Origin of the sequence: Pseudomonas sp. J452, assembly GCF_024666525.1 — a bacterium.
Classification (GTDB): Bacteria; Pseudomonadota; Gammaproteobacteria; order Pseudomonadales; family Pseudomonadaceae; genus Aquipseudomonas.
This window is the reverse complement of sequence record NZ_CP088294.1, coordinates 316,521-337,737: the sequence shown is the minus strand read 5'-3', so window position 1 is coordinate 337,737 and position 21,217 is coordinate 316,521. Positions and strand designations below refer to the sequence as shown.

At 63.9% G+C, this 21,217-nt stretch carries 19 protein-coding genes; 11 read left to right on the top strand and 8 right to left on the bottom strand.

Annotated elements, in window-relative coordinates; genetic code table 11:
- Positions 1 to 4: 4 nt before the first annotated feature.
- The gene (locus tag LRS11_RS01555; RefSeq protein WP_260495240.1) at positions 5 to 460 is read right to left on the bottom strand and encodes a DUF721 domain-containing protein; all 456 of its coding nucleotides are present in this window, start codon (positions 458 to 460) and stop codon (positions 5 to 7) included.
- Between the two features lie 237 nt (positions 461 to 697).
- Here LRS11_RS01555 and secA point away from each other — a divergent pair, with 237 nt between their 5' ends.
- The 4 genes from secA (at position 698) to LRS11_RS01535 (ending at position 6,504) form a co-directional block, all read left to right on the top strand.
- Entirely contained in the window at positions 698 to 3,436 is a 2,739-nt protein-coding gene (gene secA, locus LRS11_RS01550; protein ID WP_260495239.1) for a preprotein translocase subunit SecA, read from the top strand.
- 121 nt (positions 3,437 to 3,557) lie between these two features.
- Positions 3,558 to 4,790 carry a bifunctional glutamate N-acetyltransferase/amino-acid acetyltransferase ArgJ gene (argJ, locus tag LRS11_RS01545; RefSeq protein ID WP_260495238.1) on the top strand — a complete coding sequence of 411 codons (1,233 nt, stop codon included), beginning with the start codon at positions 3,558 to 3,560 and terminating at the stop codon, positions 4,788 to 4,790.
- Positions 4,791 to 4,924: 134 nt separating this feature from the next.
- Positions 4,925 to 5,563 (top strand): glutathione S-transferase family protein, encoded by a 639-nt coding sequence (locus LRS11_RS01540; RefSeq protein WP_260495237.1) that lies wholly within the window; start codon positions 4,925 to 4,927, stop codon positions 5,561 to 5,563.
- Positions 5,560 to 6,504 (top strand): Nudix family hydrolase, encoded by a 945-nt coding sequence (locus LRS11_RS01535; protein WP_260495236.1) that lies wholly within the window; start codon positions 5,560 to 5,562, stop codon positions 6,502 to 6,504. The genes LRS11_RS01540 and LRS11_RS01535 overlap by 4 nt, the downstream gene beginning before the upstream one ends.
- 63 nt (positions 6,505 to 6,567) lie before the next feature.
- Here the strand turns inward: LRS11_RS01535 and LRS11_RS01530 are convergent, their stop codons facing one another.
- The 4 genes from LRS11_RS01530 to LRS11_RS01515 are packed head-to-tail and all read right to left on the bottom strand — an operon-like array spanning position 6,568 to position 11,107.
- A complete protein-coding gene (locus LRS11_RS01530; RefSeq protein WP_260495235.1) occupies positions 6,568 to 7,149 on the bottom strand; it encodes a cob(I)yrinic acid a,c-diamide adenosyltransferase in 582 nt (193 codons plus the stop codon).
- A gap of 2 nt (positions 7,150 to 7,151) precedes the next feature.
- Complete coding sequence (locus tag LRS11_RS01525) at positions 7,152 to 9,173, bottom strand: ATP-binding protein (RefSeq protein WP_260495234.1); 2,022 nt, start codon at positions 9,171 to 9,173, stop codon at positions 7,152 to 7,154.
- A 46-nt stretch (positions 9,174 to 9,219) separates the two neighbouring features.
- On the bottom strand, positions 9,220 to 10,131 hold the full coding sequence (locus tag LRS11_RS01520) for a putative 2-dehydropantoate 2-reductase (protein WP_260495233.1): 912 nt from the start codon (positions 10,129 to 10,131) through the stop codon (positions 9,220 to 9,222).
- A 10-nt stretch (positions 10,132 to 10,141) separates the two neighbouring features.
- Positions 10,142 to 11,107 carry a response regulator gene (locus LRS11_RS01515; RefSeq protein WP_409519771.1) on the bottom strand — a complete coding sequence of 322 codons (966 nt, stop codon included), beginning with the start codon at positions 11,105 to 11,107 and terminating at the stop codon, positions 10,142 to 10,144.
- A gap of 151 nt (positions 11,108 to 11,258) precedes the next feature.
- On the opposite strand from LRS11_RS01515, the gene LRS11_RS01510 reads away from it, so the two are divergent.
- Positions 11,259 to 11,738 carry a YajQ family cyclic di-GMP-binding protein gene (locus LRS11_RS01510; protein ID WP_173209236.1) on the top strand — a complete coding sequence of 160 codons (480 nt, stop codon included), beginning with the start codon at positions 11,259 to 11,261 and terminating at the stop codon, positions 11,736 to 11,738.
- A gap of 42 nt (positions 11,739 to 11,780) precedes the next feature.
- Here LRS11_RS01510 and LRS11_RS01505 read toward each other — a convergent pair whose 3' ends face one another.
- Both LRS11_RS01505 and LRS11_RS01500 read right to left on the bottom strand, forming a co-directional pair.
- Positions 11,781 to 13,394, bottom strand: coding sequence for an AmpG family muropeptide MFS transporter (locus tag LRS11_RS01505; protein ID WP_260495232.1), 1,614 nt, complete (start codon positions 13,392 to 13,394; stop codon positions 11,781 to 11,783).
- A 569-nt stretch (positions 13,395 to 13,963) separates the two neighbouring features.
- Positions 13,964 to 14,356: an MGMT family protein gene (locus tag LRS11_RS01500; protein ID WP_260495231.1), complete on the bottom strand. Its 393-nt coding sequence runs from the start codon at positions 14,354 to 14,356 to the stop codon at positions 13,964 to 13,966.
- On the opposite strand from LRS11_RS01500, the gene LRS11_RS01495 reads away from it, so the two are divergent.
- Together LRS11_RS01495 and LRS11_RS01490 are read left to right on the top strand one after the other, a co-directional pair.
- A complete protein-coding gene (locus tag LRS11_RS01495; protein ID WP_260495230.1) occupies positions 14,355 to 15,350 on the top strand; it encodes a DUF481 domain-containing protein in 996 nt (331 codons plus the stop codon). The two genes, LRS11_RS01500 and LRS11_RS01495, sit on opposite strands and share 2 nt — an antisense overlap.
- A 247-nt stretch (positions 15,351 to 15,597) precedes the next feature.
- Positions 15,598 to 16,605: a DUF481 domain-containing protein gene (locus LRS11_RS01490; RefSeq protein WP_260495229.1), complete on the top strand. Its 1,008-nt coding sequence runs from the start codon at positions 15,598 to 15,600 to the stop codon at positions 16,603 to 16,605.
- Positions 16,606 to 16,797: 192 nt separating this feature from the next.
- Here LRS11_RS01490 and LRS11_RS01485 read toward each other — a convergent pair whose 3' ends face one another.
- Positions 16,798 to 17,556, bottom strand: a complete 759-nt coding sequence (locus tag LRS11_RS01485; RefSeq protein ID WP_260495228.1) for an SDR family oxidoreductase — start codon at positions 17,554 to 17,556, stop codon at positions 16,798 to 16,800.
- Between the two features lie 108 nt (positions 17,557 to 17,664).
- Here LRS11_RS01485 and LRS11_RS01480 point away from each other — a divergent pair, with 108 nt between their 5' ends.
- From LRS11_RS01480 to groL, 4 genes are all read left to right on the top strand, one after another.
- Positions 17,665 to 18,396: a HugZ family protein gene (locus LRS11_RS01480; protein ID WP_260495227.1), complete on the top strand. Its 732-nt coding sequence runs from the start codon at positions 17,665 to 17,667 to the stop codon at positions 18,394 to 18,396.
- Positions 18,397 to 18,459: 63 nt separating this feature from the next.
- The gene (locus LRS11_RS01475; protein WP_173209221.1) at positions 18,460 to 18,909 is read left to right on the top strand and encodes an FxsA family protein; all 450 of its coding nucleotides are present in this window, start codon (positions 18,460 to 18,462) and stop codon (positions 18,907 to 18,909) included.
- Between the two features lie 221 nt (positions 18,910 to 19,130).
- Positions 19,131 to 19,424: a co-chaperone GroES gene (locus LRS11_RS01470; RefSeq protein WP_173209219.1), complete on the top strand. Its 294-nt coding sequence runs from the start codon at positions 19,131 to 19,133 to the stop codon at positions 19,422 to 19,424.
- A gap of 46 nt (positions 19,425 to 19,470) precedes the next feature.
- The gene (gene groL / locus LRS11_RS01465) at positions 19,471 to 21,111 is read left to right on the top strand and encodes a chaperonin GroEL (RefSeq protein ID WP_173209217.1); all 1,641 of its coding nucleotides are present in this window, start codon (positions 19,471 to 19,473) and stop codon (positions 21,109 to 21,111) included.
- The last annotated feature ends 106 nt before the right edge of the window (positions 21,112 to 21,217 follow it).

The window sequence follows — 21,217 nt, the reverse complement described above, 5'->3', positions numbered from 1 at the left end:
CCGTTTATTCCCGGGGCTTGGCGTGGTTGGCCAGGCGTTCGAGGGCGGCGCGCAGCTTGGGGTCGCTGATGCCTTCGGCGGCGCTGGTGAGGCTATCGGCGGCGGCGCTGGAAAGCTCGACCTTGCGCCCGACATAGTCGACCTGGCCCGTGGGTGGGCGCACCTTGATCTGGATCTTCAACAGCCCGGCGAACTCCGGCAGCACCTGTAGCTGGCGTTGCAGGCGGCGCTGTTGGTAGTGCAGGCGGGTGGCCCAGTGACCGTTGCTGGTCAGTAGCAGCAGGCAGCCGTCACGCCAGCTGGCGACTCGGCAGTGTTCGCGGGCAGCTTCTTCCAGTTGCACGTCGACCAGCGCCTGCAGGCGGGCAATCCGCTGGGCCTGGTCGAACAGTGTCTGCAGCGGTCTGCTGGCATGCAGCAGCGCGGCAGACGCCTTGGCCGGCAAGGGGCGGAAGGTCATGAAAGGCGCATCGGTCGAGTCATTGCGCCATGTTAGCAAACCAGGGGTTGCAGTGGCCGCCGTGCGTCCCCATATAGCAGGGATTCGCGGTTGCATCGGTGCTGTGCCTGTGGGCACGCTGCACTTTCCTCGCCGACGTTTCCGGGTAGAATGCCCCCTTTCGCACGCAGCCGAGCCGGCTGCAGGGCTGGTGTTCTGCGCCATCCTTCATCCCTATTAGTGGAAGAATCTGCCGATATGTTTGCGCCGCTGTTGAAGAAACTCTTTGGAAGCAAGAACGAGCGTGAAGTCAAACGCATGCTCAAGGCGGTGACGGCAATCAATGCCCTCGAAGAGCAGATGCTTGCGCTCTCCGACGAGCAGTTGAAGGCCAAGACCGAGGAGTTCAAGGCGCGCCTGGCCAAGGGCGAAACTCTCGACCAGGTTCTTCCCGAAGCCTTTGCCGTGGCCCGCGAGGCCGGCAAGCGCGTGATGGGCATGCGTCACTTCGACGTCCAGCTTATCGGCGGCATGACCTTGCACGAAGGTAAGATCGCCGAGATGCGCACCGGTGAGGGCAAGACCCTGGTCGGCACCCTGGCGGTGTACCTCAATGCCCTGGAAGGCAAAGGCGTGCACGTGATCACGGTCAACGACTACCTGGCCCGTCGCGACGCCAACTGGATGCGTCCGCTGTACGAATTCCTCGGCCTGACTGTCGGCATCGTCACCCCGTTCATGCCGCCGGAAGAGAAGCGCGCCGCCTATGCGGCCGACATCACCTACGGCACCAACAACGAATTCGGTTTCGACTACCTGCGCGACAACATGGCCTTCGCCCTGGAGGAGAAGTTCCAGCGTGAGCTGAATTTCGCCGTGATCGACGAAGTGGACTCGATCCTCATCGACGAAGCGCGCACCCCGCTGATCATCTCCGGCCAGGCCGAGGACAGCTCCAAGCTGTACATCGAGGTCAATAAGCTGATCCCGCGCCTCACTCAGCACATCGAGGAAGAGGAAGGCGTGGTCACCCAGGAAGGCCACTACAAGATCGACGAGAAGAGCCGTCAGGTCGAACTCAACGAGGCCGGTCACCAGTTCATCGAAGAACTGCTCACCGCCGCCGGCCTGCTGGCCGAGGGCGAGAGCCTGTACTCGGCGCACAACCTCGGTCTGCTGACCCATGTGTATGCCGGCCTGCGTGCGCACAAGCTGTTCCACCGCAACGTCGAGTACATCGTGCAAGACGGCCAGGTGCTGCTGATCGACGAGCACACCGGCCGTACCATGCCCGGTCGTCGCCTGTCCGAAGGTCTGCACCAGGCCATCGAAGCCAAGGAAGGCCTGAATATCCAGGCCGAGAGCCAGACCCTGGCCTCGACCACCTTCCAGAACTACTTCCGCCTGTACAACAAGCTGGCCGGCATGACCGGTACCGCCGACACCGAGGCCTTCGAATTCCGCCAGATCTACGGCCTCGATGTGATCGTGATCCCGACCAACAAGCCGTTGGCGCGCAAGGACTACAACGACCTGGTCTACCTGACCCAGGAAGAGAAGTACGCGGCGATTATTACCGACATCAAGGAAATCCAGGCCCAGGGTCGACCGATCCTGGTCGGTACCGCCTCGATCGAAACCTCCGAATACCTGTCGAGCCTGCTCAACAAGGCTGGCATGGAGCACAAGGTGCTCAACGCCAAGTACCACGAGAAGGAAGCCGAGATCATCGCCCAGGCCGGTCGCCCAGGCGCTGTGACCATCGCCACCAACATGGCCGGTCGTGGTACCGACATCCTCCTCGGGGGCAACTGGGAAGTGGAAGTCGCCAACCTGGAAAACGCTACTGCCGAGCAGATCGCGCAGATCAAGGCCGACTGGCAGAAACGTCACCAGCAGGTGATCGAGGCCGGTGGCCTGTGCGTGATCGCTTCCGAGCGTCACGAGTCGCGGCGTATCGACAACCAGCTGCGTGGCCGTGCCGGTCGCCAGGGTGACCCGGGCTCCAGCCGCTTCTACCTGTCGCTGGAAGACAGCCTGATGCGCATCTTCGCCTCCGACCGCGTGAAGAACTTCATGAAGGCCCTGGGCATGCAGTCCGGCGAAGCCATCGAGCACAGCATGGTCACCAACGCCATCGAGAAGGCGCAGCGCAAGGTCGAAGGGCGCAACTTCGACATGCGTAAACAGCTGCTCGAATACGATGACGTGGCCAACGAGCAGCGCAAGGTGATCTACCACATGCGTAACAGCCTGCTGGCTGCCGACGACATTGGTGCAACCATCGCCGAGTTCCGCGAGGAAGTGCTGACCAACACGATCAGCGAGCATATTGCGCCGCAGTCGCTGCCGGAGCAGTGGGACATTTTCGGTCTGGAGCAGTCGCTGTACAGCAATTTCGGCCTCAAGCTGCCGATCCAGCAGTGGCTCGACGACGACGCCCAGCTCTACGAAGAGCCGCTGCGTGCGCGCATCCTCGAAGAGGTGCTGGCCGCCTACAACGAGAAGGAGACCCTGGCTGGCGCCGAGGCCCTGCGCACTTTCGAGAAGCAGATGCTGCTGCGTGTGCTCGACGACCTGTGGAAAGACCACCTGGCGACCATGGATCACCTGCGCCACGGCATCCACCTGCGCGGCTATGCGCAGAAGAACCCCAAGCAGGAATACAAGCGCGAGTCCTTCACCCTGTTCCAGGAGCTGCTCGACTCGATCCGCCGCGACACCATCCGCGTGCTGTCGCATGTACAGATCCGTCGCGAAGACCCGATCGAGGAAGAGGCGCGTCTGCGTCGCGAGGCCGAAGCCATGGCCCAGCGCATGCAGTTCCAGCATGCCGACGCCTCGGCCATGCCGCTGGTGGACGAAGGCGGCGAAGCGGAAGGCGACGTGGCGGTAGCGGCTGCGCCGGTACGGGTCGAAGCGAAAACCGGGCGCAACGAGCCTTGCCCGTGCGGTTCCGGGAAAAAGTACAAACATTGCCACGGCCAGATCAGCTGATCTGCCGGAACCCTGCTATATAAACAACGCCGCGACCGGCTCTGCCGCTCGCGGCGTTTTGTCACTGCCTGCCGGGCATCGCCCGGTGTTTGCCCAGATTGTCTACGAAGGAGCGCCCCACATGGCCGTTGGTCTTGGTCCCCTGCCTGTCCTGCACCCGGTTCCCGGTTTCGAACTCGGCATCGCCTCTGCCGGCATCAAGCGCCCGGGGCGCAAGGATGTGGTGGTGATGCGCTGCGCCGAAGGCTCGCGGGTAGCCGGGGTGACTACCACCAACGCCTTCTGCGCCGCGCCGGTGATCGTTACCCGTGAGCGCCTGCAGGGCAATGTGCGTTACCTGCTGACCAACACCGGCAACGCCAACGCCGGCACCGGTGCGGATGGCCTGGCCAATGCCCGGCGTACCTGTGCCGCCCTGGCGGCGCTGACTGGCGTCGCGCAAGAGGCCGTCCTGCCGTTCTCCACCGGCGTGATCGGCGAGCCGCTGCCGGTGGAGAAGATCGAAAGCGCGCTGCAGGCCGCCCTCGATGATCTCGACGAGAACCACTGGGCCGAAGCCGCCACCGGCATCATGACCACCGACACCCTGCCCAAGGGCGCCAGCCGCCAGTTCCAGCATGAGGGTGTGACTGTCACCGTGACCGGCATCAGCAAGGGCGCCGGGATGATCCGGCCGAACATGGCGACCATGCTCGGTTACATCGCCACCGACGCCAAGGTGGCCCGTGACGTCCTGCAATCGTTGGTGGCCGATGCGGCGAACAAGTCGTTCAACCGCATCACCATCGACGGCGATACCTCGACCAACGACTGCTGCCTGCTGATTGCGACCGGCCAGGCCGCCTTGCCGGAAATCAACGCTTCCAGCGGTGAGCTGTTCGCCAAGCTCAAGCAGGCAGTGTTCGAGGTATTCATGGAAGTGGCCCAGGCCATCGTGCGTGACGGCGAAGGCGCGACCAAGTTCGTCACCGTGCAGGTCAACGGCGGCGGTACGCATCAGGAGTGCCTGGATGTGGCCTATGCTGTGGCCCACTCGCCGCTGATCAAGACCGCACTGTTCGCCTCCGACCCGAACTGGGGGCGTATCCTCGCCGCCGTTGGCTATGCCGGCGTGCCACAGCTGGACGTGAGCAAGATCGACGTGTTCCTCGGTGACCCGCTGCAGGGCGAAGTGTGTATCGCCAGTCAGGGTGGTCGCGCGGCGACTTACACCGAGGAGCAGGGTGCGGCGGTAATGGCCCGTGCGGAAATCACCATCCGCATCGAGCTGGGCCGCGGCACCTGCAGCGAAACCATCTGGACCACCGACCTGTCCCATGAGTACGTGAGGATCAACGCGGAATACCGCTCCTGATCGCGATGGACTGATGGCTGCACCCGGATTCCCGGTATTCATGGCCCCATGAATATCGGGAATTTGCTATCTGCGGGGGCCGCTTTTAAGGTCGAGTGACTGCATCTGGATCATCCCTACGCCTGGAGATAACCATGTCCCTGACCCTGGTAATCGGCAACAAGAACTTCTCGTCCTGGTCGTTGCGTGCCTGGCTGGCGCTTGAACTGGCGGGTGTCGACTACGACGAACAGCTGGTCCAGCTCTACGGCGCCGATAGCCGCCGGCAGCTGCTGCAGCATTCGCCGACAGGCAAGGTGCCGGTGCTCAAGTGCGAAGACGGGGTGATCTGGGATTCCCTGGCCATCGCCGAATACCTCGCCGAACGTTTTCCGGAGGCCCACCTGTGGCCGCGTGGCTCGGCCGCCAGGGCCTTCGCCCGCTCGGTCTGCGCGGAGATGCACAGCGGCTTCGTAGCGTTGCGCAGCCACCTGCCGATGAACCTGCGGCGCAACCAGCCGTTGGCCGAGCTACCGGCCGAGGCGGCAGCCGACATCGCGCGGGTCTGTGCCCTGTGGCAGGAATGCCGCCAGCGCTTCGGTCAGGATGGTCCGTACCTGTTCGGCCACGCCAGCATCGCCGATGCCTTCTTCGCTCCGGTGGCGGCGCGTCTGCGCAGCTATCAGGTGGCACTGCCGACCGAGGCCGAGGCCTATGTGAATACCATCTATCAATGGCCGGCCTTCCAGCGCTGGTACCGCGCCGGCCTGCAGGAAACGGAGAACAATGCATGAAACGTGTGCACGTGGCGGCTGCGGTCATTCGCGGCGCCGACGGCCGGGTGCTGATCGCCAAGCGTGCGGCGGACCAGCACCAGGGTGGCCTGTGGGAGTTTCCCGGTGGCAAGGTGGAGGAGGGCGAGGCGGTCGAGGCCGCGCTGTCCCGCGAGCTGCAGGAGGAGCTGGGCATCCGGGTCGAGGCTGCTCGCCCGCTGATCCAGGTGCAGCACGATTACCCGGACAAGCAGGTGCTGCTGGATGTCTGGGAAGTCGCTGCGTTCACGGGCGAGCCCCACGGCGCCGAAGGTCAACCACTGGCCTGGGCCAGCGCCCGCGAACTGCTCGACTACGAGTTTCCGGCGGCCAATCAGCCGATTGTCGCGGCCGCGCGCCTGCCGGATCGTTATCTGATCACCCCTGAGAATCTGCAGCCCGGCGAGCTATTGCGCGGCGTGCGTGCGGCGCTGGCCGCCGGTATCCGCCTGATCCAGCTGCGTGCGCCGGCCATGTTCGATGCTCAGTACCGTGACCTGGCGGTGGATATCCAGGGCCTCTGTGCCGGCAAGGCGCAGCTGATGCTCAAGGGCCCGCTGGAGTGGCTGGGCGACTTTCCCGCCGCCGGCTGGCACCTGACTGCCGAGCAGTTGCGCAAGTACGCCGACCAGGGTCGCCCATTTCCCGGCCAGCGCTGGCTGGCGGCGTCCTGCCATGGTGCCGAGGAGCTGGCCCTGGCGACGCGCATGGGCGTGGACTTCATCACTTTGTCGCCGGTGCAGGCGACCCAGAGCCACCCCGGGGCCCAGCCGTTGGGCTGGGAGGTGGTCAGCGAGCTGCTCAGGGGCTTCAACAAGCCCGCCTACCTGCTCGGCGGGGTTGGCTCAGGCGACCTGCCGCAAGCCTGGCAGGCCGGCGCCCAGGGTGTGGCCGGCATCCGCGCATTCTGGCCGCAGGCCTAAGCAGAACGGCTCGACCCGTAGGATGCACATGCGCACCCGCAAGCCCGCGTGGGGCGCCGCAGATCAGGCCTCGGGCTTGGCCGCCGCCTGCCACAGCACTTCATCGATCTGCTGGCGGCGGGCGATCAGGCGGGCGGCGACGAACAGCAGGTCGGACAGGCGATTGACGTAGGCCATGCCGACTTCACGCAGTGGCTCCACCGCGTTCAGGTGCTGGCAGCGGCGTTCGGCGTTGCGCGCTAGGCTGCGGCAGACATGAGCCTGGGCGATCAGCCGTGAACCGCCGGGGAGGATGAAGTTTTCCAGGGCCCCGACTTCCTCGTTCCAGCGGTCGATGGCCGCTTCTAGGCGCTGCACTTCCGCCTCATCAAGGGCCTGGTAGGCCGGCATCGCCAGCTCGCCACCGAGGTCGAACAGGCGGTGCTGGCAGGGCGCCAGGACGTCGATGATCTTGCTCAGCCCCGGCCATGTGGTTTGATGCTCGGCCAGTTCGGCCAGCAGCAGGCCGAGGTGGCTGTTGAGCAGGTCCAGCTCGCCCATGGCCTCCACGCGCGGGTGGTCCTTGCCTACACGGCGGCCGTCGGCCAGGCCGGTTTCGCCCTTGTCGCCGGTCTTCGTGTAGATCTTGCTCAGTCGATAACCCATGGTCAGATGCTCGTGCTTTCGCTGCTGGGAGTCAGGGGCAGGCGCAGGGTGAAGCAGGTGCCCTGGCCCGGTGTGGAGTGCACTTCCATCTGCCCCTTGTGGTTGTTGGTGATGATGAAATAGGACACGGACAGGCCCAGGCCGGTGCCCTGGCCGACTTCCTTGGTGGTGAAGAAGGGTTCGAAGATGCGCTTGCGCACATGCTCGGGCATGCCGATGCCGTTGTCTTCCACCTGGATTTCCGCCCACGGCGGATTGAGTCGGGTGCGCAGGGTGATGCGCCCCGGCTCGTCCTCATCGTCGCGCTGGTGAATGGCCTGGGCGGCGTTCTTCAGCAGGTTGAGCAGGACCTGTTCCAGCTCGTTGGCGGTGGCCGGCACCGGCCCCAGGTTCTCGTCGAATTCGCGCTGGATAAGCAGGGTTTTGAAGTCGAAGCTGTCGGCCAGGTCGAAGTCGTTGCCGGCGATTTCCAGGGCCTGGTCGACCAGCGCCGGCAGCAGGCAGGGCGCCATCTGCCGGTTGCTGCGCCGGCTGAAGCTGAGCATGTGGCTGACGATCTTCGCCGCCCGTGAGCCGGCCTGCTGGATGCCGTCGAGCAACTGGGGGATCTCGCGGGCTTCCAGGTAGGCGGTGACATCGTCGAGGGCGATGCCGACCTCCACTGCCTGCTCCTGGTTCTTCGCCAGCTCCGGGGAAAGCCGGCGGCGGATGTTCTGCACGTTGTGCAGGATGGCGCCGAGCGGGTTGTTGATTTCATGGGCCATGCCGGCCGCCAGGCCGCCGACCGAAAGCATCTTCTCCGACTGCACCATCATGTCTTCCAGGGACAGGCGCTGGGTGATGTCGTCGATGCGGATCACCACGCCACGGCCGCTGCCGCCCATCAGCGGGTAAAAGGTCAGGGCATAGTGGTGGGGCTCTTCGCCCTTGTTCCAGGTCACCCGCTCGACCTTCTCCACCTTGTGCTGCTCGGCGGTACGCTTGAGCTGCGGCAGAAAGGGTTTCAGCGAGGGGAAGGCGAGAAACACCGGCTGGTTCAGCGCTTCGTCCAGGCGGGTGCCGGAAAGCGCGCTGGCCTCCTGGTTCCACTGGGTGACGTAGAGCTGCTCGTCGAGGGCGATCAGCGCCGAGGGCATGGAGTCGATGATGCTGTTGAGGTACTTCTGGAAGCCGGTGAGCTTCTTCTCGATCTTGCCGCGCACCTGCACTTCCAGCTCCAGCTTGCGGTTGGAGTGACGGGTTTCCTCGGCCAGGGTCTGGGCCTGGTCGAAGGCATCCTGGGCGTCATCGCGGGCGCGCTTGAGCTGCTGTTCGCGGGCTTCCATGCGGCTTAGCATGGTGTTGAAGGCATCGGCCAGGCTGCCGATCTCGTCCTGGTTGCCACGGGCTACGCGCAGGGCATAGTTCTCCTCGCGGGTGACCTGGCGGGTGAGTTCTTCCAGATGACGGATCGGCCGGGTGATCAGGCGCCGGATCTGCCGGGCGATCAGGGTCCAGAGCAGGATGCTGAAGGCCAGGATCACGCCGCTGGCGGTCAGGGTGCCGGTGTAGAACACTCCAGGCAGCTCGCTGGAGGCGACCAGCAACAGGTAGCCGGGCTGTTTGCCCGGTTGTGGCAGCTTGACTACCTGGGTGGCGCGGAACTCGCCCTGGCGCCAGCTTTCCAGCAGTTCGCTATGCACGGGGAGTTGCAGGGCATCGCCCAGCTGCACCTGAGCGATGCGCATGCCTCTGTGGTCATACAGGGCGGCGGCGCGCAGCGGGCTGTAGCTGTCGAGGTTCTGCAGCAGGGCCTGGGCTGCAGTCGGTGAGGCCAGGGCCTTCTGGCTGACTTCCGGGCTGGCGATCAGGCGGCCGAGGGTGTGCAGGGCCTCGGGCGCCACGCTTTCCTGGGAAATCCAGTAGGCGGCGCTGATGAAGGCCAGGTTGGCCACCAGCAGCACGGTGGCCAGCAGCACCAGCAGCGCAGCGAGCACTTTGCGGCCGACCGGCAGGTTGTCGAGGCGCTGGCGCAGACGGGTCAAGGGCGCTGGTTTCCGCAGGAAAAGTAGAGGGCAGGGTAGCGCGGGCTCAGGTGGTGGGCAATCCGCGTGCGGCCAGATGTGCGCTCAGTCGCTGGTGCAGGGCCTGCAACAGGGGTACGGCCAGCTGGCGTTGGGCGGCCGCGTGGCAGGCATAGCCGAGCAGGTAGGCGATTTCCGTGCGCCGGCCCTGGGCCACGTCCTGATGCATGGAGGAATAGTTGGTCGCCGTGGCGGCGATCACCCGCTGCACCTCTTCGTGCAGGCCCTCTGCGGCGCTGGCCTGCTGGCACTGCTGGAGCAGCATGCCCAGCTCGGCGCAGAGGTTGGCGACTTCCCCCGGATAGTCCGCAAGACCGCCATTGCGGCAGTCATGCAGCACCGTCAGCGGGTTGATCGCGCAGTTCAGCGCCAGCTTGCGCCACAGCTTGCCGAGGATCTCGGCGCTCCAGGTGTGCGCGATGCCGGCTTGCTGCAGTTCGTTGAGCCAGGCCGGTGCTTGGTCTTGTCCTTGGATGCCGAGCCAGGTATGCCCCTGGCCGGCGAACACCACGCTGAAGTCAGCGTCCCGAAAAGCCCCTTCGGTACTGCTGGCGAGGATGCAGCGGGCCCGTGGCAGGCGCGTGGCGACGGCGTCCTGGCTGCCCAGGCCGTTCTGCAGCAGGATGATTTCGGCATCGGCACTCAGGCGTGGGGCCAGACTGGCGGCCGCTTCCTCGGCATCGTAGGCCTTGCAGGCCAGCAGCAGACGCTGCACCGGGGGCGGGCTGTCGGCGGTTTCCGCAGGGATGGGGTAGAGGTGCGTATGCCCAGCTTCGCTCAGGCGCAGCCCGCCGGCGGCGCGGTAGGCCGCCAGGCGTGCTGGATCGCGCAAGATCAGGCGCACCGGCAGGCCGGCCCGCGCCAGGCGCGCGGCCCACAGGCTGCCCAGACTGCCGGCACCGAGTACGTGCCAGGTCATGGCACGCCGATCACTGCGGTAGCGGCAGGCGCAGGGCGCTGACCCGACCGCTGGAGTAGGAACTGGGCAGCAACCGGTTGGCATGCTCGACCAGGGTCTGCGCCTCGATCGGCAGCGACTTGGCATCCAGGCCGACCAGGGCGATGCCGGCCTTGAGGCTGATGAAGCCCTCGCTGGTCTTGAACGCCTTGAGGTTGAGGCCTTCGTGCAGGCGCTTGAAGCTGCTCGGCGAGCATTCCTGCAGGTCGTCGATCAGGGTGATCAGGGCGAAGTGGTTGTCGTCGATCCGCGCCAGCACATCCAGCGGGCGGACCAGCTGCTGCAGGCGACGGGCCACGCCATGCAGCAGTTCGTTATAGAAGCCGTTGCCATACTGCAGGCGCAGGCTACCGGCCTCCTGCAGGCCGATCAGCAGGTAGCACACGGCACCGCCGCGCGATTCCACCTGACGCAGGCTCTCCTGCAGGCGCTGCTGCATATAGCGCGGGTTGCCCAGGCCGGTCAGCGGGTCGACCAGGTTGCGCTGCTCGAGGCTGGCGATGTTCAGGGTGAGCATGCGGTTTTCGTTGAGCAGACGGTGCAGGGTGTTGCACAGGCGGTCGGCGGCGTAGACGCGCGGCACCAGTTGTTCGTTCATCGTCGCTTTGCTGACGAAATCGTCGACGCCACGGTCGAAGGCTTCCACCAGCACGTTATCGCCTTCCTTGCCGGTGAGCAGGATGACGTAGGTGTAGTGGTCGGCGGTCTCATCCAGCTGGCGCACCCGGCCGGTCAGCTCAAGGCCGTCCATCTCCGGCATCAGCCAGTCGGCCAACAGCACGCTGGCCGGGCGCTGCTCGAGCAGCTGCAGGGCTTCGGCGGCACTGGTGGCAAAGCGCACATCCTGGTAACCGGCCTGGCTGAGGGCGCGACCGATCATGGCGCTGGAGAACTTGGCGTCGTCCACCACCAGAATGCTGAGATGGGGGTTGGGCATTTATGGGCTCGCTGGCAGGAAACTGGGGCGCTTTCGGTACTTGGCCGAGCGGCGCATGCTGGTGTGGGTATAATGAGCGCGCAAATTTTATCGTCAAGCCAGGCGCGCTCTGTCCGTGATACTGATCGCGCCGTCTATCTGGAGGAATTTCATGCCTTCGTTCGACGTGGTGTCCGAACTGGATAAACACGAACTGACCAACGCCGTGGACAACGCGGTGAAGGAACTGGAGCGGCGCTTCGACCTGCGCGGCAAATGCAGCTTCGAGAGCAAGGACAAGACCGTTACCTTGACCGCCGAAGCCGATTTCATGCTGGAGCAGATGCTGGAGATCCTGCGGCTTAATCTGGTCAAGCGCAAGATCGACAGCCAGTGCATGGAGCTCAAGGATCCCTTCGCCTCCGGCAAGGTGATCAAGCAGGAAGTGACCTTCCGCGAAGGCATCGACAAGGAGCTGGCGAAGAAGATCGTCGCCCATGTCAAAGATGCCAAGCTCAAGGTGCAGGCCGCCATCCAGGGCGAGCAGGTACGCATCACCGGCAAGAAGCGCGATGACCTGCAGGAAGCCATTGCTGTCCTGCGTGCCAAGGAATTCGGCATGCCGCTGCAGTACAACAACTTCCGCGATTGAGCGCGCGTGAGCATGAAAAAGGCCGGCAATCGCCGGCCTTTTTCATGGTTGCTCGGCACTGCTCGGCAGCGGCGTTTCGCCGTTACCTTCAGGCTGGCCGCGCTCGCGGCCCCACTGCACGAGAATCAGCAGCAGCGTTGGAATGCCAAGCAGGGCCGTGACGAGGAAGAACTGGGCATAGCCGAGCTTCTCCACCATCAGGCCGGACGAGCCGCCGACCAGGCGCGGTAGCAGCAGCATGATAGAGCTGAGCAGGGCGTACTGGGTGGCAGAGAACTTCAGGTTGGTCAGGCTCGACAGGTAAGCGACAAAAGCCGCCGTGGCCAGCCCGGAGCTGAAGTTATCGAGGGTGATGGTCACCACCAACATCAGCATGTGCGGGTTCAGCGCCTGCAACAGGTCGAGGACGTTCTGCCCGGCGAAGCTGCTGTCGCTGATCACCCCCAGGCCGGCGAGCAGGGCGAACAGCAGGTTGGTGCCGGCCGAAGCAGCACCACCGATCAGCAGGATCGGCAGGATGCCGAAGCGCACGATCAGCAGGCCGCCCATCGCCGCGCCGAACAGGGTCATGAACAGGCCGAACAGCTTGCTGACGCTGGCGATCTGGCTCTTGGCAAAGCCCATGTCGATGTAGAAGACGTTGGCCATCACCCCCATCACCGTATCGGACATGCGATAGGTGGCGATCAGGCCCAGCAGCAACAGGGCCTGCCAGCGGTAGCGCAGGATGAAGTCGTTGATTGGCGTCAGCACCGGCGCCAGGCTGCGCCGGCCCATGGCCGACAGGCACAGGCTGGTGAGGATGGTGTAGAGCAGGAAGCGCAGGAAGGCGCGATCCTCGCGCAGCAGTTCCAGTGGGCCGATGGCGCCTTGCAGGGCCAGCAGGATGTCGCTCTTGAACAGCTGGGTGAACATCGCTGGCACCGAGATCAGCAGCAGGATCAGCACCAGCACCGAGGCCAACTGGTGGTAGAGGCCGTAGCGCGCGGCGGAAATCTGCGTCTTCAGCGGTACCGGTGGCTCGCGCATCCACAGCGTGGTGAACAGCCCCGGCAGCATGAGCATGGCGAACAGCAGGTAGGTGCTGGCCCAGGCTCCATGCTGATAGTTGCCATCCACCGCGCCGAACCAGCCGGCGAAATACAGCGCGCCGGCGGTGGCGAGCAGCGCGGCGACCCGGTAGCCGGCCATGTAGCTGGCGGCCAGAGCGGCCTGGCGGTTGTCGTCGACGATTTCCAGGCGGTAGGCATCCACCGCAATGTCCTGGGTGGCCGAGGCGAAGGCCACTACCACGGCCACGCCAATCAGCCAGGACAGATGCTGCTGTGGGTCGCACAGCGCCATGCCGATCAACCCTACTGCCACCAGCACCTGCGACAGCACCAGCCAGGAGCGGCGGCGGCCCAGCTTGCCCAGCAGCGGCAGGCGCCACTGGTCGAGCATCGGTGCCCAGACCCATTTGAAGGCGTAGGCCAGGCCGATCAGGCTGGCGTAGCCGATGGTCTGGTGGGCGACGCCGGCCTCACGCAGCCACACCGACAGGGTGGAAAACACCAGCATGTACGGCAAACCGGCGGCAAAGCCCAGCAACAGCAGGGCCAGCGAGGCCGGATGGGCATAGGTGGCGAGGGCGGCGCGCCAGGATTTACGGGGCATGGGCAAGGTCTGGGGGTAAGCGAAACAAAGGGCGCACTCTAGGGTCTGTTGCCGTTTCGGCGCAAGCCGCGTTGCAGCGAAAAATCTCGCCCCTAGGGTCTGTTCCCGTTTCGTTCGCGAACCGCGTTGCTGCGCAAAATCGCGCCAGGCTAGGCGTGGGACGCAGGCAATGGTCATTCCCTTGGCAAGTCCCGCAACGACGCATGGCGCGATTGTGCGCGCAACCCGCAGGGACGGGCCCGTTTTTGCGCGGGACGTCGTTACTCGACAGCTCATTTGGACGACCAAACTTCGCGTCTCGCGCCTAGCCCCGCGCAAAAGCAGGCTCCGTCGCGGCCGTGAACGAAACGGGAACAGACCCTAGGCGTGGGACGCAGGTAATGGTGATCCCTTGCCAAGTCCCGCAACGACGCATGGCGAGATTTTCCGCGCAACCCGAAGGGACGGGCCTGTTTTTGCGCGGGACGTCGTTACTCGACAGCTCATTTGGACGACCAAACCTCGCGTCTCGCGCCTAGCCCCGCGCAAAAACAGGCTCCGTCGCGGTCGCGGCGAAACGGCAACAGACCCTAGCCGCTGAGCTCCATTGGGCGCCAGCCGTGGCGGCGCATATCGACGCGGTTGTTGCGGATGGTCAGGCCTTCTTCGCGCAGCCGCGCGCGCTGCTCGTCACCACTCGGGCTGCCGGCCGGCAGGCTCAGGCGCCCGCCGGCACCGAGCACGCGGTGCCAGGGCAGGCGCGTATCGGGTGGCAGCTGGCTGAGCGTGCGGCCCACCCAGCGCGCGGCACGGCCGAGTCCGGCCAGGGCCGCCAGCTCGCCGTAGCTGGTGACCTTGCCCGCCGGAATCTGTGACAACAGCAGATAGAGCGCGGCTCGCCGGCCCTCGGCGCTTGCCGTCGGGTCGAGGGCGGGGGCATGCTCTGCGACGATTCCCCGTTCGGTTACCGGTGTCTTGCTCATGCTGCTGCGCTTCCTGCTTTCGACTGTTCTCTGGCTCGCCTGGCCGGCATGGGCGGACACCGTCTGGCTGAATAATGGTGACCGCCTGAGCGGCGAGATCCTCCTGCTCGACGGCGGCAAGCTGGCCCTGAAAACCAAGTATGCCGGGCGCGTGCTGATCGACTGGAAGGATATCGACACCCTGCGCTCGGACAAACCCCTGATGTTGCGCCGGGTCGGGCTCGACAGCGAAAGCAGTGAAGGTTTGCAGGCGGCTGGGCCGGGCCTGGTGACCGTGGTCGGCAGCCGCAACGAGACGGTGCCGCTGTCCAGCATCAGCCGCCTGGTGCCGCCGCGACCATTGCTCAAGGATCGCCTGTGGGAAGGCAACCTCGATGCCAAGCTGGATCTGGAGCGCAATGAGGACAGCACCGACGAGTTCAAGGTCAAGGCCAATACGCGGGTCGAGCACGGTCGCTGGCGTCATGTGCTGAATGGCCAGCTGGAGCACGAGACCAAGAACGACGAGGAGAAAGAAGACAACTGGGAGCTGGAATACGACCTCGACCGTTTCCTCACCGATCATTGGTTCTGGCGTACCGGCTATGAGCAGGATGAGGATCAGTTCGAGGACATCAACCGCCAGCGTATTTTCGGCACTGGCCCCGGCTATCGTTTCTGGGATGACGAGCTGGGGCGTTTCGACCTGGTCGGCCAGGTCAATCGCGTTCGCCTGGACTCGCCACTCGGTGAGTTGGCGTTCGATACCTGGTCGCTGGAGTGGGACTACAAACGCCAGCTGTGGGGGACGCGGCTGGAGTTTTACAGCACGGCCGAACTGCAGGTGCCGCAGATCGACGAGATCGACTATGTGTTCGACAGCGAGGCCGGCCTGCGCTATCGCCTGAATGACTGGGCCCGGCTGTCGCTGCTTTATGAGTTGGACCAGTTGCGGGGGCTGGGCAACACCTATTCGGAGCAGCGTTATTTGATTGGGCTAGGGGTTGGCTGGTAAGAACCAGTTTTGGAACTCTTGATCGTCGGCCATGCTGCGTTGAAATTGGGCTCGGCCTGCTCATTTACACTCCGTAAACTCCGCGTCCTCGCCCAACTTCGCCTTGCCTGGCTCTAGCTCAAAAGATCCTAAACAGGTTCTACGCGCTTTCTGGAACTCACGGAGCAATCGTCGGTCAGTGCTTGCTCTGCCGGCTGGCGTGCGGATAATGCCGGCCTTTTTGCCCAACTGAGCCGATTGCCCGCCAATGACTGTTTCCCGTTCCCTGCTGTGCCTGGCGCTGGCCGCCATCTCCACTCCGTTGATTGCCGATACCGTGTGGCTGAAGAACGGTGACAAGCTCACCGGCACTATCGAACTGGTCGATGGCGGCAAGCTGCTGCTGAAAACCGACTATGCCGGCTCGATCACCCTTGATCTGCTCAAGGTCGCCACCCTGGAAAGCGAACGCGAGCTGCTGGTCAAACAGGATGACTTCACCGGCGAGCGGGCCAAGTCGCTGAAACCGGCAGGTGAGGGCCAGGTCGAACTGGTCAATGGAGAGGCGCCAAAAGTGGTGGCGCTGGCCTCGATTGCCCAGATCCTGCCGCCCAAGCCGCTGGTGCAGGACTTGCTCTGGACCGGGCGTGTGGATTTTTCCGCCGACTACAAGAGCGCGGAAAATGATGTGAAGGACTACGACATCGACCTCGCCACCCAGGCCCGCCACGGCGCCTGGCGCCACAGTTTCGGTGCCGAATACGATCATGAGATCAAGGACGACGAGAAGAAGACCGACCGAATCGAACTCGACTACGACCTCGATCGCTTCCTCACCAAGCAGTTCTACTGGCAGGGCCAGCTCAAGTACACCCACGACCGTATGGATGATCTGCAGATTCAGCGTACCGTCGGTACTGGTCCTGGCTACCAGTTCTGGGACGATGCCCTCGGCGCCTTCTCCATGGCCGGTCTGCTCAACCGCAACGACTTCGTGTTTGCCAATGGCGAGAGCGAGCACTTCAACTCGGCAGCCATGGAGTGGGACTACAAGCGCAAGTTGATCGGCAACAACATCGAGTTGTACAGCCAGGGCGAGCTGGGCGCGCCCTTCATCGACGAGATCGACTACATCATCGATACCGAGGCCGGCGTGCGCTACAAGCTCAACAGCTGGGCGGCGCTGAGCCTCAAGGCCGAGTGGGACAAGGTTGTCAGCGAGAATGGCGATACCGACGAGCGCCGCTACATGCTCGGTCTGGGCGTCGGCTGGTAATTCCTTCCCCCACAAAAAAGCCCCGTCGAAGCGGGGCTTTTTTGTGTTCTCTACGATACTCAGTCTCGACTCTGCGAGCTAGAGCCAGCCTAGGCGGAAGCGCTCGCGGGCGCGGAGTTTACGCGCTGTAAATGAGCAAGCCCGCGAGTGCTTCCAACGACGGCTGGCCGACGCGCAGCAAGTCGAAACAGATCAGAGGCGTAGGCCGCCGTCCAGTTCCAGGATCCGACCGGTGTAATAGTCGTTTTCCAGGATATAGGCCACCGAGTGAGCGATCTCGGTCGGCTTGCCCATGCGCTTGAGCGGAATGCCGGAGGTCATCTTCTCCAGGGCTTCCGGCTTCATGCTGCCGGTCATCTCGGTTTCGATGAAGCCCGGAGCGACGCCAGCGACACGGATGCCGTAGCGCGCCAGTTCCTTGGCCCAGACCACGGTGTCGGCGGCGACGCCGGCCTTGGCTGCGGAGTAGTTGGCCTGGCCAACGTTACCGGCACGGGAGATGGAAGAGATGTTGATGATCGCGCCCTGGTTCTTCAGCTCGATCATCTTCGCCGCCACTTCGCGGGTGCAGAGGAACACGCCGGTCAGGTTGACGTCGATCACCGACTGCCACTGGGCCAGGCTCATCTTGCTCAGCTCGCCGTCCTTGACCTTGATGGTCAGGCCGTCGCGCAGGATGCCGGCGTTGTTGACCAGGCCGTTGATCGCACCGAAGTCGTCGGCGATCTGCGCCACGGTGTGGGTGACCTGCTCTTCGTTGGCCACGTTGCAGATATAGGCGCGGGCGTCACCACCGGCGGCCTTGCAGGCAGCCACGGCTTCGTCGAGCTTTTCCTGGTTGAGGTCGACCAGGGCCAGCTTGGCGCCCTTGGCGGCCAGGTATTCGCCCATGGCGCGACCCAGGCCCTGGCAGCCGCCAGTGATGATGATGACTTTGTCTTTGAGTTCCATAACACTACCCCTCTTAAGGTCTACAGGTGGCCTCGCTGGCGCTGCAAAGAGTTCTGCCGGGTGCCTGTCCGTTTTGTTTTCGACGGATTCTAAGCGAGGAGTCATAAATTGAGCGTGACAGCCGGTAAGCATGCCCGAGAATTGCTCCTCAAGGAATACCGCGGCGTGCTCTCCACCCACTCCAAGGCCATGCCGGGTTTCCCTTTCGGATCAGTGGTGCCCTACTGCCTGGACGCGCAGGGTTGCCCGCTGCTCCTGATCAGCCGCATCGCCCAGCACACCTATAACCTGCAGCAGGACGGCAAATGTTCGCTGCTGGTCGGTGAGCGTGGTGCCGAGGATGTGCAGGCGGTCGGCCGCCTGACCCTGCTGGCCGAAGCTGAAAAGCTCGCAGAGCCGGCGCAGATCGAGGCCGCTGCTGCGCGTTACTACCGCTATTTCCCCGAGTCGCGCGATTACCATCAGGTCCATGACTTCGATTTTTGGTGCCTGCAACCGGTGCGCTGGCGCTATATCGGCGGTTTCGGCGCGATTCACTGGCTGGAGCAGGTCAACCTGGCCAATCCCTTCGCCGGCGAAGTGGAGTTGGGCATGCTCGAACACATGAATGCCGACCACGTGGCGGCCATCGCCCATTATGTCGAACTGGCTGGATTGCCCGCCCGTGAGCCGGCGCAACTGGTCGGCATCGACAGCGAAGGCTTCCACCTGCGCATCGGCAAGAGCCTGTACTGGCTGGCCTTTCCAACATCCTGTAACAGTCCCGGTGCCGTGCGCCAGGCCTTGGTACAGCTGGCCCGGGCCGAGGTCTGGCCGACCACCGAGCAGGTGTCAGCTTGAATTAAGCGCCACACCCCATACTTCATCGGTATCGGAAGCCGTTCTTCCGTCAAGGAACCCCTGATGCGCGTTTTTCTCTTTCTGTTTCTGCTGTTCCCGCTGATCGAGCTGGCTGTACTTATCCAGGTTGGTAGTGCCATTGGCGTCATTCCGACCCTGCTGCTGGTGATCGGTACGGCCATCCTCGGCAGCGTGCTGCTGCGTGTGGCCGGCCTGGCTACCGCCTGGCGTGCCCGCGAGAAGCTGGCGCGTGGCGAAATGCCGGAGGAGGAAATGTTCGCCGGCCTGCTGATCGCCGTCGGCGGTGGCCTGTTGCTGCTGCCGGGCTTCATCAGCGACGTGTTCGGCCTGCTCTGCCTGATTCCCTTCACTCGTAACCTGCTGATCGGCAACCTGCGCCGCCGTGCTGCCGAGCAGGCCCTGCGTCAGCGTGCCTTCGCCGACGATCTGGCCGCCCGCTCCGGGCAAACCCGCCCCAACGTCATCGAAGGCGAGTACCAGCGCCGCGACTGAGCAGTGCTGCGCGGCCGGGCTGTGCAAAAAAATCACAGCCCAGCCCTTGAAATGCTCTTGATCGCCCCTATCTAGCTAGCACCGCAAGGTGTCTGCCGGTTTCGGCAGAACAGACTTCCGTGGCCCGCCCAGGCGTGCCGCGCCCGGCTCCGCCGGACTTTGCTAACCCGCCGGTGCAGTCACCGGCCTGCTTACAACAACTTATCGGGAGAGATCGACCCATGAAGCTTCGTCCTCTGCATGACCGCGTCGTTATCCGCCGCAGCGAAGAAGAATCGAAAACCGCGGGTGGCATCGTGCTGCCGGGCTCCGCTGCTGAAAAGCCGAACCAGGGCGTGATCGTCGCCGTCGGTACCGGCAAAGCCCTGGACAACGGTGAAGTGCGTGCCCTGGCCGTCAAAGTCGGTGACAAAGTGGTATTCGGCCCTTACTCCGGCAGCAACACCGTCAAAGTCGACGGCGAAGACCTGCTGGTGATGAGCGAGAACGAAATCCTCGCCGTCCTCGAAGCCTGATTCCCGCGAATCCCCGTACAACTCAAGAATTTAAGGAACTACCACCATGGCTGCTAAAGAAGTCAAATTCGGCGATTCCGCTCGCAAGAAAATGCTGGTCGGCGTTAACGTCCTGGCCGACGCGGTAAAAGCGACCCTCGGCCCGAAAGGCCGTAACGTGGTACTCGAGCGCAGCTACGGCGCGCCGCTGATCACCAAGGACGGCGTGTCCGTTGCCAAAGAAATCGAGCTGAAAGACCGCTTCGAGAACATGGGCGCCCAGCTGGTCAAGGACGTTGCGTCCAAGGCCAACGACGCTGCCGGTGACGGCACCACCACCGCCACCGTACTGGCTCAGGCCATCGTCAACGAAGGCCTGAAAGCCGTCGCTGCCGGCATGAACCCGATGGACCTCAAGCGCGGCATCGACAAGGCCACCATCGCCATCGTCGCCGAACTGAAGAAGCTGTCCAAGCCGTGCACCGACACCAAGGCGATTGCCCAGGTCGGCACCATCTCCGCCAACTCCGATAACTCCATCGGCGACATCATTGCCGAAGCCATGGAAAAAGTCGGCAAGGAAGGCGTGATCACCGTTGAAGAAGGCTCGGGCCTGGAAAACGAACTGTCGGTCGTCGAAGGCATGCAGTTCGACCGTGGCTACCTGTCGCCGTACTTCATCAACAAGCCGGACACCATGATCGCCGAGCTCGACGGCCCGCTGATCCTGCTGGTCGACAAGAAGATCTCCAACATCCGCGAACTGCTGCCGGTGCTCGAAGCCGTGGCCAAGTCCGGCCGTCCGCTGCTGATCGTGGCCGAAGACGTCGAAGGCGAAGCCCTGGCGACTCTGGTGGTCAACAACATGCGTGGCATCGTCAAAGTCGCAGCCGTCAAGGCGCCGGGCTTCGGCGACCGTCGCAAGGCCATGCTGCAGGACATCGCCATCCTCACCGGCGGTACCGTGATTTCCGAAGAAGTCGGCCTGAGCCTGGAAAGCGCCACCCTGGAGCACCTGGGTAACGCCAAGCGCGTTCAACTGAGCAAGGAAAACACCACCATCATCGACGGTGCTGGTCAGCAGGTGGACATCGAAGCCCGCGTTGCGCAGATCCGCAAGCAGGTCGAAGACACCACCTCCGACTACGACAAAGAGAAGCTGCAAGAGCGTCTGGCCAAGCTGGCTGGCGGTGTTGCCGTGATCAAGGTCGGTGCCGGCACCGAAGTGGAAATGAAAGAGAAGAAAGCCCGCGTTGAAGACGCCCTGCACGCCACCCGCGCAGCCGTCGAAGAAGGCGTGGTACCTGGCGGTGGTGTTGCCCTGGTGCGCGCCCTGCAGGCCATCGACGAGCTGAAAGGCGACAACGACGACCAGAACGTCGGTATCGCCCTGCTGCGTCGCGCTGTTGAAGCGCCGCTGCGTCAGATCGTGGCCAACGCCGGCGGCGAGCCGAGCGTAGTGGTCGACAAGGTCAAGCAAGGTTCGGGTAACTACGGCTTCAACGCCGCGTCCGACACCTACGGCGACATGATCGAGATGGGTATTCTCGATCCGGCCAAAGTCACCCGTTCCGCCCTGCAGGCCGCTGCTTCCATCGGCAGCCTGATGATCACCACCGAAGCCATGATCGCCGACATCGTCGACGACAAGGCTGCTCCGGCCATGCCGGACATGGGTGGCATGGGTGGCATGGGCGGCATGATGTAAGCCGACCGGCCCTCGCTACACAAAGAGCCCCGCCTAGTGCGGGGCTTTTTTATGGGCGTGATAAGGCGTCGTGAAAAAACCGTCAAAGCCACGGTGAGGGCCGGGT